Source organism: Vibrio sp. OPT24, from assembly GCF_015163545.1.
Classification (GTDB): domain Bacteria; phylum Pseudomonadota; class Gammaproteobacteria; order Enterobacterales; family Vibrionaceae; genus Vibrio; species Vibrio cyclitrophicus.
Map to the genome: position 1 here is coordinate 683,267 of NZ_JADDYI010000053.1, position 15,552 is coordinate 698,818.

The 15,552-nt window shown below is 42.6% G+C and carries 11 protein-coding genes; 5 read left to right on the forward strand and 6 right to left on the reverse strand.

What is annotated here, in order from left to right; genetic code table 11:
- A partial coding sequence (locus IQO02_RS16790; RefSeq protein WP_228006064.1) for a beta strand repeat-containing protein occupies window positions 1–3,005 on the reverse strand: 3,005 nt, incomplete at its 3' end.
- A 254-nt stretch (window positions 3,006–3,259) separates the two neighbouring features.
- Between IQO02_RS16790 and IQO02_RS16795 the strand changes: the two genes are divergently transcribed.
- The gene (locus tag IQO02_RS16795; RefSeq protein WP_102282446.1) at window positions 3,260–5,107 is read left to right on the forward strand and encodes a M3 family metallopeptidase; all 1,848 of its coding nucleotides are present in this window, start codon (window positions 3,260–3,262) and stop codon (window positions 5,105–5,107) included.
- A gap of 92 nt (window positions 5,108–5,199) precedes the next feature.
- Here IQO02_RS16795 and IQO02_RS16800 read toward each other — a convergent pair whose 3' ends face one another.
- From IQO02_RS16800 to IQO02_RS16810, 3 genes are all read right to left on the reverse strand, one after another.
- Window positions 5,200–5,511: a hypothetical protein gene (locus IQO02_RS16800; protein WP_010431139.1), complete on the reverse strand. Its 312-nt coding sequence runs from the start codon at window positions 5,509–5,511 to the stop codon at window positions 5,200–5,202.
- 150 nt (window positions 5,512–5,661) lie between these two features.
- Window positions 5,662–6,696: a porin gene (locus IQO02_RS16805; RefSeq protein ID WP_010431141.1), complete on the reverse strand. Its 1,035-nt coding sequence runs from the start codon at window positions 6,694–6,696 to the stop codon at window positions 5,662–5,664.
- Between the two features lie 157 nt (window positions 6,697–6,853).
- A complete protein-coding gene (locus IQO02_RS16810) occupies window positions 6,854–7,612 on the reverse strand; it encodes a DUF3187 family protein (protein ID WP_016784256.1) in 759 nt (252 codons plus the stop codon).
- Window positions 7,613–7,872: 260 nt separating this feature from the next.
- On the opposite strand from IQO02_RS16810, the gene IQO02_RS16815 reads away from it, so the two are divergent.
- Entirely contained in the window at window positions 7,873–8,667 is a 795-nt protein-coding gene (locus IQO02_RS16815) for a response regulator transcription factor (RefSeq protein ID WP_010431147.1), read from the forward strand.
- Between the two features lie 39 nt (window positions 8,668–8,706).
- Here the strand turns inward: IQO02_RS16815 and IQO02_RS16820 are convergent, their stop codons facing one another.
- Window positions 8,707–9,540 (reverse strand): RecX family transcriptional regulator, encoded by an 834-nt coding sequence (locus tag IQO02_RS16820; protein WP_010431150.1) that lies wholly within the window; start codon window positions 9,538–9,540, stop codon window positions 8,707–8,709.
- A gap of 195 nt (window positions 9,541–9,735) precedes the next feature.
- Window positions 9,736–11,340, reverse strand: coding sequence for a mechanosensitive ion channel family protein (locus IQO02_RS16825; protein WP_016769344.1), 1,605 nt, complete (start codon window positions 11,338–11,340; stop codon window positions 9,736–9,738).
- A gap of 252 nt (window positions 11,341–11,592) precedes the next feature.
- Between IQO02_RS16825 and IQO02_RS16830 the strand changes: the two genes are divergently transcribed.
- The 3 genes from IQO02_RS16830 to IQO02_RS16840 all read left to right on the forward strand — a co-directional run bounded on the left by IQO02_RS16830 (window position 11,593) and on the right by IQO02_RS16840 (window position 15,472).
- Entirely contained in the window at window positions 11,593–11,841 is a 249-nt protein-coding gene (locus IQO02_RS16830) for a hypothetical protein (protein WP_010431154.1), read from the forward strand.
- Between the two features lie 994 nt (window positions 11,842–12,835).
- Entirely contained in the window at window positions 12,836–14,899 is a 2,064-nt protein-coding gene (locus IQO02_RS16835) for a protein-disulfide reductase DsbD family protein (RefSeq protein ID WP_016768793.1), read from the forward strand.
- A 3-nt stretch (window positions 14,900–14,902) separates the two neighbouring features.
- On the forward strand, window positions 14,903–15,472 hold the full coding sequence (locus IQO02_RS16840; protein WP_010431161.1) for a protein disulfide oxidoreductase: 570 nt from the start codon (window positions 14,903–14,905) through the stop codon (window positions 15,470–15,472).
- Window positions 15,473–15,552 lie beyond the last annotated feature (80 nt).

The window sequence follows — 15,552 nt, forward strand, 5'->3', positions numbered from 1 at the left end:
GCAGTCACTGTCGCGGTATAATTTTCTGACTTGCCATCAATATCCGTAATAGTGATTGATACTGTTTGGCCATCCTCAACATTGGTCACCGTGCCGACCAATGCGCCATTACTGACCTCGGCAGAGTTGTAATACTCATCACCAAAACCATCAAAATCGACACTGATGTCCGCTAACGTATCTTTGACGATCGTATCGCTAGAAGTTGCCGTATTACCCGCAATGTCCGCAACCGTAGCTTCTACTGTTAGCGTGCCTTCAGCGAAGGCTGAATAATCTTGACCAATGAGACTCCATTCGCCACCAGAAACTATCGCGGTATAATTTTCTGACTTACCATCGGCATCGGTGATAGTGATTGATACTGTCTGGCCATCTTCAACATTGGTCACCGTGCCGACCAATGCGCCATTACTGACCTCGGCAGAGTTGTAATACTCATCACCAAAACCATCAAAATCGACACTAATATCCGCCAGCGTATCTTTGAAGATCGTATCGCTAGAAGTAGCAGTGTTGCCTGCAACGTCTGAAACCGTAGCTTCAACTGTTAACGTACCTTCAGCGAAAGCTGAATAATCTTGACCAATGAGAGTCCATTCGCCACCGGAAACTATCGCGGTATAATTTTCTGACTTGCCATCGACATCGGTGATAGTGATTGATACTGTCTGGCCATCTTCAACATTGGTCACAGTTCCGACCAAAGTGCCATTACTCACTTCGGCGGAGTTGTAATACTCATCACCAAAGCCATCAAAATCGACACTGATGTCTGCTAACGTATCTTTGACGATAGTATCGCTAGAAGTTGTAGTATTGCCTGCAACGTCAGTAACTGTAGCCTCTACAGTCATGATACCTTCTGCAAAACCCGAATAGTCTTGGCCGACTAATGTCCACTCGCCACCAGATACTATCGCGGTATAATTTTCTGACTTACCATCAACATCGGTGATGGTGATTGACACTGTTTGGCCATCTTCAACATTGGTCACCGTGCCAACTAATGCGCCATTACTCACCTCGGCAGAGTTGTAGTACTCATCACCAAAACCATCGAAATTGACACTGATGTCCGCCAACGTATCTTTAACTATGGTATCGCTAGAAGTTGCTGTATTACCCGCAACGTCCGTAACCGTTGCTTCTACTGTTAGCGTGCCTTCTGCGAAAGCAGAGTAATCTTGGCCAGTTAGAGTCCATTCGCCACCGGAAACTATCGCTGTATAATTTTCTGATTTACCATCAACATCGGTGATGGTGATTGATACTGTCTGGCCATCTTCAACATTGGTCACCGTGCCAACTAATGCGCCATTACTAACCTCGGCAGAGTTGTAATACTCATCACCAAAGCCATCAAAATCGACACTGATATCCGCCAGTGTATCTTTGACGATAGTATCGCTAGAAGTAGCAGTATTACCGGCAATGTCCGTAACCGTAGCTTCAACCGTTAGCTCGCCGTCTGCAAAACCTGAGTAATCTTGGCCAGTCAGAGTCCAGTTACCACCAGATACCGCAGTTGAATAATCAACCGACTTGCCATTAGCATCTGTGATCGTGATAGATATAGTTTGACCGTCTTCCACATTTGCCACAGTACCAACCAACGCCCCATTGGAGACTTCTGCTTGATTATAAAACTCATCATCAGATGCAGAGAAATCAACACCAATGTTCACTAAGGTATCTTTAATAATTGTGTCGGTAGACGAAATCGTATTGCCAGCTACATCCGTCGTGCTAGCGACAACCGTCAACTCACCTTCCGCGAAGCCAGAGTAATCTTGGTCTTTCAGACTCCAAAAATTGCCAAAAACAACTGTGGTGTAGTCAACAGACAAACCATTACTATCTGTAATCGTAATATCAATAGCTTGCCCATCTTCGACATTGAAGATCGCACCAATCAGTGCGCCTTTGCTAACTTCATTTTCGTTATAATAGTTATCGCCAAATCCATCGAATCTGACAAGGATTCGGTCAATCGTATCTTTAACAATGGTATCGCTAGCTGACGTTGGGTTTCCGGCAATATCGATGGTACTTGCAACAACCGTGAGTTCACCTTCGGCGAAATTGGAATAATCTTGGTTTTCGAGCGTCCAGCTATTTCCAGACACTATTGTTGAGTAACTCACAGACAGGCCTTTACTATCCGTAATCGTGATGGAGATAGTTTGACCATCTTCAACATTAGTTACTGTACCTACTAAGGCACCGTTATTGACTTCGAATTTGTTATAAAACTCATCACCAAAGCCATCAAAGTCGACATCGATTGTCGCTAGCGTATCTTTGATTGTGGAGTCATTGGCAGTGATACTATTACCAAAATCATCGGCAATGATCGCATCAACTTGGAGATCGCCTTCAGCCAGAGAAGTAAGATCGACACCATTCACAACATAAGTTTCGTTCGTTGTGATCGCGGTGGTAGTTAATGTGTTGCCGTTAACATCGGTGATGGTAATTGCAACTGTTCGTCCATCACGAACATCCACAGCCGTACCCTTAATAGTGACACCTGGTACTTCAAACTGGTTTTCGTAACCGTCGCCGCCATCAAGTATATCTACGGTCAGTTCTGCACTAGGTAACAGCGCATCTAGATTCCCATCGTTTGAAGTGGTGTCTTCCTCTTCATATTCGGTCGGTCGAGTGTCAAAACCTGCTTCTGCAAGAGTTTCATCTAATGTAGAGCGAACATATGCAATAAAAGAGGCACTGGAGCTGGGTTGATCATTGGCAGAACTCGGTTGTTGAGGCGCACTTTCGATATTGTTGACGAGCTGAGTCACGACCTCTTCGAGTTGTTGTTCGACAGCCGCTATTTGTGGCTCAGTGATCGATTGAGTCTGATCTAAATTCTGAGACTCAATACTAACAACTTGCACACCTTCAACTTTAGGCTGTGATGCGGGCACTTGAAGCCATGTACCATCAGCAAATACCTGCCATACGACACCACCAACTTCGATATATAAAATAGGATCCATCCTAAACCTCTTCCTTACAAAAACGCTGACATTGAGGACATCCATTTGCTCAATAAAAGGCGAAAAAATCAGCGGATATTCTTTAAATAATACTAGCAAAAAACAAAACGTTAACAGTTAATTAATTTACACACATACGCCGTAATGTAAACCGAGATCCTGTGACTTACATTCCGTTATATGCAACGTCACAAAATACGTCCTATGAATGTGTCATAATCTTGAAACTCAGGCGTTATTTTTCAAGGAACATCATGACTGCAACGAACTATCTCAACCAATTAAATCAAGATTATCTTGCGACTCACAAAGCAAAAGAAGACTTCTTTTGGGATACTTACATGGGAATAAGTGATGACCACGATGGGTCAACATCTGCACAAACCCAGTGGACCGAGTTTCTTAGTTCTGCCGAGCAAATTACTGCTATCCAAAAACACATTGATGCAATCGGCGAGATTCAAGATCTTGAAGAAAGGAAGAGCACACTAACCGGATTAAATGGTTGGCTAGCGACCTTTAGATCTCACTCGATCGAATCAGAACCATCTCAGAAGTTGAAAGCCGAACTCATCAAATTTGAGGCCGAATTATTTGAGAAAAAACAAAACCATGTCATGACTTACGTAAATGAAGCGGGTGAAGAGACCGAAGGATCATTGCCGGTTCTAGGTTCAGCCGTCAGAAGTAATGGCAATGAACAGGTAAGACTTTTTGCACACCAAGCACTATTAGATTTAGAACAATGGCTATTAGCTAACGGCTTCATCGAACTTATCAAAAAGCGCAATCAGTTTGCTCAATCGCTTGGTTTCAAAACCTTCTTTGATTACTCAGTGGTTAAAACTGAGCAAATGACGACACAACAATTGTTCACGATATTGGATGACTTCGAAGCACGCACGCGCGATAACAATCTAAAAAGCCTAACTAACTTAGCTGAGAAAAAAGGCCAGAATGCACTGGAAGCGCATAACTTTATCTACTCTTTTGCTGGTGATGTTATGAATGACTTGGACCCTTATGTTCCATTCTCAAAGTCACTCAGACGCTGGATAGAGTCTTTTGGCCGTCTCAACATCGAATATTCTCAAGCAACACTGAAACTGGATCTCCTTGATCGTAAAGGTAAATACCCAAATGGGTTCTGTCATGGGCCTATTCCTTCTTTCTATGATCAAGGTGCTTGGGTTGCTGCTAAAGTAAACTTCACTAGCAATGCCAAACCCGATCAAATTGGCAGTGGTTATGATGGTATTAATACGCTGTTTCACGAAGGTGGACACGCCGCACACTTTGCCAATGTGAAAATGAATGCGCCTTGTTTCTCTCAGGAATTTGCACCAACCTCGATGGCTTATGCCGAAACCCAATCGATGTTCTGCGACAGTCTGCTGACAGATGCCGATTGGCTAAAACAGTATGCGCTGAATTCAGAAGGCCAACCTATACCAGATGAATTGATTAAAGCTATCATTGATAACAAACAACCATTCAAAGCCTATGAAGAACGCAGCATTCTTGTGGTTCCTTACTTTGAACGAGCGCTATACGAATTGGCGGATGAAGATCTGACACCTGAAAAAATCACGGAGCTCGCACGTCATAGTGAGAAAACGATTCTTGGATTATCTTGCAGTCCACGCCCATTAATGGCGATTCCACATTTGCTGTCCGATGAAGCTTCTTGTGCTTACCAAGGCTATCTATTGGCTCATATGGCGGTTTACCAAACTCGTGCCTATTTCACTGACAAGTTTGGTTATTTAACCGATAACCCAGAAATCGGCCCTTTGTTGGCTAAGCACTACTGGTACAAGGGAAATAGCGTGAATCATAATGGGACAATCGAAAGCCTGACAGGAGAAGGTTTTAACGCCAAATACCTCGCCGACGAGTGCAACTTATCGCCAGAGCAAGCTTGGGCGATTGAAGAGCAAAAAATAAAGCAGCTGTCGACAAGAGAACGTGCACCAATTGCTGATTTGAATGCTAAGATTTCGATCGTTGATGGGGCAGCCGAGCTAGCGAATAATAATAGCTCAAACCATCAGATGTGTGATGAGTTTGAGCAATTCATCGTTGGGCAATACGGTCGATAGCAGGTGCTAAGCACCTTTAACCTAGGTTGAACCAAAAGACCAAACGAAAAAAGGACGATCAATGAGCGTCCTTTTTTGCTTTGTACCCGAGTCTACATCGTGGCACATACAGGTTGAATGTCATTCTCGAAATCAATATCGACAGAATCAACACTGCGTAAAGACTTTCTGTGAATACCAAATACTTGTCCCGTCAAAACAATATAAAACTTTTCTGTTTTGAGTAAATGCCAAGCTTCATCAAGAGTTTCGGCATAAACCTTATTCTTGAGATCTTGTGGGCGAGTACCTGCAACTCTTCCATGTTTACGTGCTAACTCGAAGAATCCATTTCGATTAGGCTTACACGTAAATAGGGTATCATTTCCATAAATAATACCCTTAGCCGTAATGCTCTTAACCATTACATTTCTCCAAATAATAATTCCACTCGTGGTATTGAGTGGCATACCACATGTCGATTTGTGGATGCTTAAACTGCATAAAGAAGAGAATACGGTATAACGACCAGGCAAGCGATTACACCATAGTGTTCAGTTTCAGTATTTGAAATCTTAGAAGTAGTAGTAAGCGGCTGCGAATACGTGTGTCTCTTCATCGTATTGCGCGCTAGCCTCGCCAACACGGTAACCGTCTAAATCTTGCTTGATATCGATACCCATGTCAGCGTTATCAGCGATACGGTACATTGCCGCAATATTGATGTAAGAAGAATCTACGTCAGATTGACCATCTAATTCATTACTGTTAAATGCGTAACCCGCTGCAATTGTTAGATCGGCAGAAACCGCGTAACCACCTGAAACGTAGTAACCAGTGTCTTTCTTAGAGTCACTTTCATCAATCCAAGAGTTCATACCTAGCGTAAGGTCGCCAACTTTTACATTACCTGACACCGTATATACTTCGTAATCAGCATCGTTATCACGCGATTCATAACCAGCGTAAATATTGAACACTTCTTGCTCTAAACCGATGTAACCGTTAATACCTTTGTCAGCATCGTTATGATCATCGTCAGTTTCAAAGTAAGAAACGCCGTAAGCAAAGCCATTGGTTGCACCTTGGAACTTGATAACGTTAAACGCATCAGAAGCGTCGCCAGCAGAAGCCCCAAACTCGTATGTTGTATCACCAGCGCCATCTACTTTGTCTAATGCAGTATCGTTTTCCCAACCGAATGAAGCGATACCGAAACCAGTATCAAAACCAAGCCACGCTTTATCTACGTCAGTTGCTGGACCTGTATCGATACCGTTTGTCCAACCCGCCGTTGCTGCGTCATTTGCAGAAACGTTGTTGTCTGTCGTGTAATTCACCATTAAGTCAGTTTCGAAGTAACCGACAACACGGTTGTTGCGGTAGTTTACTGCAAGCGTAAGGCCTGTCGCCCAGTCATCATAAAACGCTTTAGAGCCCGTGTCGTAGTAACCACCAACACCAAAAGAGCCTGATACTGAGAATTGATCTTTATGCATTGAATCAAATGCAAACATATCTTCGTTCTGGCTGTTTTGGCTGCTTGTGTTTACAGCGAAAGCTGAGCTTGAAATACTCGCAATCGCAAGTGCTACTAATGTCTTTTTCATGATAACCACTACCTGTATATATTGATTCGGCCTTGTTAGTCCGGCCTTTTGGAGTGGCGCTATTGTTCAAAAAATTATGTTATTGATATACCGTAAATTTACTGAAATTTTATAGCTTTGGTGAATTTCATGAAATAAGAATATATTAATGTGTCGTTTATATAGAAAAACGCAATCCGAGTGTAAAGCCGATGTCCGTGCTGTTATCCATGTTACGGATGTTTTCGACTATCAAGGTTTCAACCGCGAGTCGATACAAACGATATCGATACCCAACGACCACTTCGTTAGAGGTTTCTGAAAAATCAGGATCATTACTCGCCCAACCTTGATAGTTGAGAGACTCTATAACCAAACTGTGTTGTTGGTTAAGCCGGTATTCATACCCTATCGCCCAACTTGTACTTAGGTTTTCAGGGCTTAGGTTTTCATCTCTCACAGAAGAGCCATCGCTGTTTCGATGTACGAGCCCGAGGGTGGAGAATATGCTATGCCTTGGCGTGATATAGCTGTAGTTGAGTTGAATACCTTGCTCGAAGCTTGTTCTCGCAAACAGCCCATTTTTTACATTGTTATAAAACAGCGAACCACCAGCCGAGAGCGACATTGGCCCTCTAGAATACAGCAGTAGTTCATTGTAAAAAGTCAGCGCATTAGTTAAATCATCACTTTCAAAGTCAGACACATGAACACCCGCATTGTTAAAATCCATGGTGGATTGATTCTGATAATAATCGAGTGAATAAGTACCCGTATGAGCCCATATACTCGCCTGAGTATAAGAGGACTTGAATTCAATAGTGCCTGCTCTGTTAGGTTGAGCCGAACGAAGCTGAGTTGAAAGCACATTTGAATGTATTGGAGATTGTGCATAAACAAACAGAGGAGACGCTAGTGCTGTACGAAAAGTTAGCATCAACAATGATAAGGTCAGTAGTGTTCTTAAAATAATCACAGGGTTATATGGCAGAATTAAAATTCTTGAGCCTATAAAAAACACCGTTCAATTGCTGCAGTAAAAGTACGGCTTTTCGCCATGCCTCATATAATAAAGCGTTATAAAAAAAGAGAACTTAGAACACCTTCGCGATCTTGTAATGTTAACTTGCGCTGTCGTGCTTTAGCGAATATCTTCAGCGCGTGAATGAGTAGCCGAACGATTGATAAGGAAAAAATGTGAGCGCTTCTAACTATAGCTTTGAACAATTATTAATGAAGCAATCTGCAACTTTGATCAATAGTGACCCAAACAACTTTCAAACAACTTGGTCGCAAGCGAGCTTTGACGTACTTGATTGGTTTGGTATTGATCGTCTTACACTTTATCCAAATTCAATGGTCTTATTAGAAGATGGCAAAACGTGCTCAGTCTCCAAAAAACACATTCCTCCAGTTAACAAGAAGAACCTCATTGGTGGTAATTATCTTGATTACTTAAAGCTTTTGAAGACTAACGAGACCTATCTAACCTTCTCAAAAGATGAGCTCATAAACAGCAATAACTATGTATTAAAGCAGTTGTACAAAGAAGGGGGACGTTGGCACTGTATCATACCACTACAGCTATTTAATCAACGTTGGGGAGCATTGTCTTTTACTAATTTTCACGATGCCGACACCAATTTCGACTTAGAAGACATCAAACGCTTAAAGTTAGTCTGTGAAGTTTGGCTTTGTTACTGGCAACATTCCACACTAGCTAGAACGCTAAAACAGAATGAGAACCGACTAGAAGACGACAGTGATAAGCTACTATTACTGACAAAAAAGCAGACCAAAGTTTTAGCGCTGATTGCTCAAGGGTTTAGCGCAAAAGATTGCGCAGAGCAACTTCACTTAAGTTCAAGAACCATAGAATCTCATAAGTATAGAATGCTTGGACTGCTCAATTTAAATAACCATAACGAGCTCATTCAATTCGCCTTACGTAATGGCCTAGGTCTTACAGAAAACATACACACGACACGTTAAAATAAGGCACTAGATATGTCTTAAGCTCGATACCGCCTGTTACTCGTTACCTTCACTCAGAGCAAATTTGATCTCATCAGAAGAGAAACCTTTTCGACTCAACATTGCATAAGCTTTAGAGCGTTCTTTATGGTCATTAAGATCATAGGATTTTTTCTGTAACTGCTCTAAACAAGAAGAGTAGAAATCCAGTTGCTCTTCATTAATCAATCGGTCGATTAACGATGGCAGTTCACTGGTATCGATTTGTCTTTGTCTCAACTCTTGCTGGATAGCAGTCAAGCCTTTACCCTTACGAGCATACTTAAGCACTTCTTTCTCTAAGTCAGCCTTCTCTGCTTTAATTTGCATGTTACTCATAAGTTCATGGGCTTGCGGGTGCTGATCAATCGCCACTTTAACTTGTTGATAGCTAAAGCCGCGCTTTTGCAGTGTCGCCACAAGCTTTTCACGGCTCATGGTAAAGCTTGTGTAATAGTGGTTAATTCGATCTATTAAGATGTTTTGTTCATCAATTGATTTCTCAAAGGACACCTTATGGATGGCATCAGAAATCACAGAGTCCTTTAGGCCCTTCTTCTTCAATTTTTCAACAATATATCGAGAGCCAAATTCACCAGAAAAAGCTTGCTCCACAAATTGTTCTGCAAACACTTGGTCAGACTTGAGATACCCAAAGCCTTTCAAGGTGCCCAAAGTTTCATCGATCCATTCTTGATTGTCGGTTTTCACTTTGAGCTTTGCAATCAGCTCGCTTTCTGTCATATCTCTCTGAGTTAAATGCCACATCGCAGAGTTCATAACACTTTCGATTCGTATCGCTTTTCTTACCGTTGTATTTCTAGTATTCGTTTTTTGCTGTAAATCATCCATTCGGTTTCAACTGTCCAAACTAAGCCTACCCCATCATAACTTAATTCTCAGGCGGGTGAAGCTAGATACAGAAATGCCGCTCAAGATAAGCGGAAACTCAGTAACAATAGTACCCAATAAAAATGGACGCTATTCAGCGTCCATTTGATATAGCATTAAGAATACGGCCTCCAAACCACTCTTTGGCTCTTCCGGCTAATTCTCTTCGTGATTGTAAATATGTACATCGCGTTGTGGGAATGGAATCGTGATGCCTTCTTCATCAAAGCGTTTCTTTACAGTTTCCGTCACATCCCAATATACATCCCAGTAATCCTCAGTCTTAACCCAAGGTCTCACTACAAAATCAACCGAAGACGTATTCAAGGTGTGAAGCTTGATCATGTGTTCTGGTGTTTTAAGCACTAAAGGATGCGCAAGAATGATGTCATTTAACACACCTTTTGCTTTATCGATATCATCGGAATAACCAATACCAAAAACCATGTCAACACGTCTAACACGCTCTGCAGTAATGTTATTGATCACATCACCCCAGATCTTATTGTTAGGGATCACCAAGCGTTGGTTATCGATAGTTTGAATCGTGGTTGACACTAAACTCATGTCCTTTACCGTTCCTTGCACGCCAGCCACTTTAACCATGTCACCAACATCGTAAGGACGATAGATTAAGATCATCAAACCTGATGCAAAGTTAGACAAAGTATCTTGTAACGCAAAACCAATGATGACACCCGCAACACCAAAACCAGTAAGTAATGGTGCAAGCTCTATTCCTATCTGAGATAGGGCAATAAGCAAACCAATAAACACAACAGCTTTAGAGGCGATGGATACAAAAAATTCTTGCATCAATACGCTGAAATCCATTTTTGAATGCGAAACACTCTTACGGACCGTCTTACGAGCAACATTGGCAACAAGCCGAGTTACGTACAAAATACCCAAGAACAGTGCAAGCTTGACGACAAAAGAAGGAGTATTTTCAAATGCCCATGAACTAAACGAACGCAACCAGCTATCCAATAGATCTAATGCGACATCAACATCCAGTACGTCAGCATTAATGTCCCCTGTCGTCGCCAATAGGATGCGCTTGTAAGACGTCACATCCACACCAAATGGCGCCATCATAGAGATGTTTTTCTCTAAACTGGCGACCATGACACTGGTTCGTTCGCTAAAGCGTACTAGTTCAGTTTTGATCGTCGCTTTTTCTTCTTCACTAACAAAAGACAAGCGGCGTTCTAGATCTTGACGCTGAGTGTCTGTGTAAAGAATCGCATTAGTGAGATATTGAGAACGAGAAAGCAATGCCGCTTTTAACTGGCTTTCCGCGGCCGTTACATCGACGCCTCTTTCTTTCGACCAACTTAAAGTTTTAGAGAGTTGTTGATAGTAGACATCCATCATCCCAATTCGTTTTTGAATCAGCAGCTCAAGACGCTTTTTAGCATCCCCTTCAGCCGAACGATTCTCTTTACTCATCGAGACAATCTTAACTTCGTTCAATGACAGTAAATGTTGTAAAAGTTCAACCTGCTGAGCAAGAACGGTATCTAACCCTTCCTCTTTATCGGAGGATAACTGGGAAAAAATCTCCTCACGAAGTGCTTGGTTCTTTCGTCTTAATATATCTTCTAGAAACGGCTTCTCAGCATCATGCGCGGTTTCTAATGTTGTTAGATCCAGCATTAGCTGATCTTGTGCTTCTGCAATTTTATCAACGCCTTGTGCAAAACTTCCAAATGCGACAAGCGTCAACATCAACAATAGACAACGCCAAACCTTCATCATATTAATTCCTATTAATGTCTAAATTGACCTTATAAATAGTAGTAAAAAGAAGATGGATAACAAGCATTTAAACGTATGTTGTGCTAAAAATTAGCAAAAAATAAACCCGCATCTAATATTTGACAGTTCCAATCCATCTTTATGACCTGTAGAGTACGCATCCAACAAAGAACAACGACCAATATCTTCACTCAGGCGCAGCACTAAAACGCCTCTAAATACGATATTGGCTCACAGTAAGAGAGCATAAAAATGAACAACGAACTTGATATTATTGAGTCTCTAGAAGAGCTAGAACAATTCCTAATTTCAGTTGAAGCTGGCGGTCTCGGCCTAGAAGGTGTTGAAGGCGTGGGCATGGCAACCAATAACGCTGATGGTCGCCACTTCGTTGCCGTATTCAACAGCAGCCATAAAGTTCTGCTTGCTCGTTGGATCACCAAAGAAGTTTTTGACAATGGCAAAGAGTTAGTTCGTAACGGCCCACGTCGCAATCACTAAGACACTCTCGTAATGCTTCGTAGTTCAAAGCATTAGATGACAAAGCCGAATAAAGTAAGTCCAACTTAATTCCTAACGAATGGTTGGACTTTTTTGTGCCAGCTATTAGCGGCTTGCTCACGCTACTCCCCGGCACCCCTCCTTTGCTGAAAAAATCAGCGAAAAGGGAAAAAGAGAAGATTATTGTGAACTTAAGTCAGACCTCGATGCCTGAGTTGTTAGAGCTGACGTTTATGCAGCCCTTTTACTTTGACAATTTTATAACTTGTGGCACGTATAAAAGTTATCTAAGCTAGCAGCAACTCGACTAGCTTGCTAACTATGTCAATTACTGGCTATTTCAATTACTGATTTGATTACTGACTGATTTGCAAAGCACACCACTACGTTTTTTATCCCAACAGAACCGCCGGCAACAGCATTCACTCTGGGCGCTCCTCCTTACTGGACTGGTTATCGTAACCTGTCTGGCGAGTACGCTGTCTTCAAAAAAAGTAATGCTACCTTCATCGGCTGGTGATCAATCAATCCTAATTAGCACAAAAACACAGGCCCTCACGGAAACTAAGATTCTGGGAGAAAAGCCGGCTCACGCAGAAACCAACGCCTCTAAAACTCAAGTTACATTTTCAGACAACATGGCAACGCTATACGCCAATTTTTTTGGTGCTGAAGCGTCTAAAACACTGACAACACCAAATTCAAGTTCCTGCAGTCTAAGTTCAAAAATGCTAACTTTCGCCACTCCTAAAACGGGCTGGCTGACCCCTTTTATCCTACTTCTCGCTGTCGCATTCAACTTGCCACCTCACATCTCTAGATTATCCAGAGACAACCATCGCTCTTCTCGACCTACAAAACTTCGGTTACATCTAAAGCACTGTATATTTAGAGAATAAATAACCGGGCTATTCCACCCTTTTATTTATTTTTTGGAGATACATTTGTGTACAACACACTACTAACTAAGTTTGTCGATTCGTTGGCACTCTGCATGCGTGCATGCACGAAAACTATCGTCGTTGCCATTTTGGCTATGGCGTCATTTACTGCTTTAGCGCAAACTACGGGCTGGATAAGTGCGCCAGAGCATCCACCTGTAAAAATACGAATGATGTCGACGGGTGAACAGTCAGATGACGGTTCAACAGTTCAGACGATATTGGATGTTGAGCTAGACGGCGACTGGAAAACCTATTGGCGTAGCCCCGGTGAAGGCGGAATCCCACCAAGCTGGGACTGGTCTGATTCAACGAATATAGAGTCTGTAAACTGGCACTGGCCTATTCCTAAGTACTACGAGCAGCTCGGTGTGATGACGTTAGGTTACAAAAAACACGTCAGCTTTCCGGTTACCTTAACGCTAAAAGACAACACGCAACCTGCGGTATTCAGAGCCTCTCTCTCGTTTCCATCTTGTACGAATATCTGTGTTTTGACTGACTATGACATCGAACTCCCTATCGACACGCAAACATTGCAGCTCGATGAGGAAGCAATGTTCCTCTTCAATCAAGGCATGAGCCAATCTCCAAGAGAAGCGAATCGCACCTCAGTTAACGGACTGTTCTGGGACAAGAGTAAGCAACAACTGGTGACCCAGTTAACGAGTAAAAAAGGTTGGGATAAGCCCCAGGTGCTGATCGACGGCCAAGAAGTAATCGATGACTTCTTCGCTCAACCAGCGATCTATATTACAGGTAATACGTTGACCGCTGTCTACGATGTTAGCAACTGGCTTGGAGAGGTCGACTTAACCAGTCGCAGGGTGAGCATCACCGTTTCTGACACCAACTTAGCGGAAGAGATGATTGCACCGGTTGGATCTACCCCAATCACTTACCAAGAGAGCAATAATGGCTTAGGGGTAATGCTTGGATTTGCCCTAATTGGTGGTTTGATACTCAATATTATGCCGTGTGTACTGCCAGTATTAGGAATGAAATTAAACAGCATCATTCACAACCAAGGCGCATCAAATCGTCATATCCGAATCTCATTCTTAGCCTCGGCTATGGGGGTGATTACCTCGTTTGCATTGTTGGCCTTTGGCATGACCGTTCTAAAAATGGGTGGCAACGCGATTGGTTGGGGAATCCAATTCCAAAACGTCTGGTTCATTGCATTCATGCTGATCATCACTTTGCTGTTCTCGGTTAACTTACTTGGGTTAGTCGAATTCAGACTACCATCGGGTTTAAACACTTGGATAGCAACCAAAGGCGATGACTCACATTCAGGCCACTTTGTTCAAGGCATGTTTGCGACGTTGTTAGCAACACCATGTAGCGCACCATTCTTAGGTACGGCTGTGGCTTATGCACTAGGTGCGAGCTATCAAGAACTGTGGGCGATCTTCATTGCTTTAGGCATAGGCATGAGTGCGCCTTGGTTAATCTTCGCAACTTTCCCTAATTTGACTAAGCTACTACCAAAACCTGGAGCGTGGATGTTCAAGGTCAAACTGATCTTTGGTTTGATGATGTTTGCCACCAGCTTATGGTTAGCCAGCTTGATGACGCCGTTTATTGGCAAGTTTTCAACAATATTAATGTCACTGTCCATCGTGATTTCAGTATTGATTTGGATTGGCCGTAAGTTAGGTCGCAAGGTCCTTATCCCTATAGTGGCTACCACTACTCTTGTGTTTGGTGCGGCTTTAATCATAGGCAGTGTCACCGCTGATAATTGGGCAACGCCAATTGTTGATGACCTTGCTTGGCAGAAGCTTGACTCGAAACAAATCCCTCAGCTCGTTGAGCAAGGCAAAACGGTATTTGTTGATGTAACAGCAGAATGGTGTATCACCTGTAAAGCCAACAAGATCGGCGTCATTCTTCAAAATCCTGTCTACAACCACCTACAACAAGAAGACATTGTCTTGATGAAAGGCGACTGGACAACACCTAGTGAGAGTGTCACTCAATATCTACAAAGTAATGGGCGATTTGGTGTGCCATTTAATATCGTCTACGGGCCAAGCTATAAAAGCGGTATCCCATTACCTATCATTCTAGACAGCGATACTGTCGTTCAAACTCTCGATGCTGCGAGGTAAGTAATGAAGACTCCCAACAATGAAGAGAAATCTCGCACGACTGAAAACTACGCTGTAAAGGGTAAAGCCAAGAAGTCTAGTAGCCTTAAGAAGTGGGGAAAGGAACTGGTTTCAATGATACTGATCGTTGGCGTAGTTTCATTTGCGATGGATTTTTATCATAGCAGAAGTATGCCTCAGGGCAACGCCGTTCCAATCGTGGGGAAATCGCTCCAAGGCGAAGATATTGACGTTATCGAACTAAGCAAAAATGGTAAACCCGTGATTGTCTACTTTTGGGCAACATGGTGTGGTGCCTGCAAATTTGTGAGTCCAACCGTCAACAGTTTCAGCGACACCCATCAAATAGTGTCAGTCGCCTTGTCATCTGGGCAAGACGAACGTGTTCAGCGGTTTTTAGATGCCAAAGAATATCAATTTCCGACCATCAACGATGTCTCAGGTTCGATCAGTAGAGATTGGAGAATCAATGTCACTCCAAGCATTGTCATCATCAAAGATGGAAAAATAAGCAGTATCGCAACAGGTGTTACTTCCCCTATTGGGCTTTGGCTAAGAGCCTACTTTTCCTAATAAAAAAGGTAAAAGTTAACCCACTTATAACTAGAATTAAATCGCTATAGGCACAAACGAACCTCTAGCGGTCACCAAAA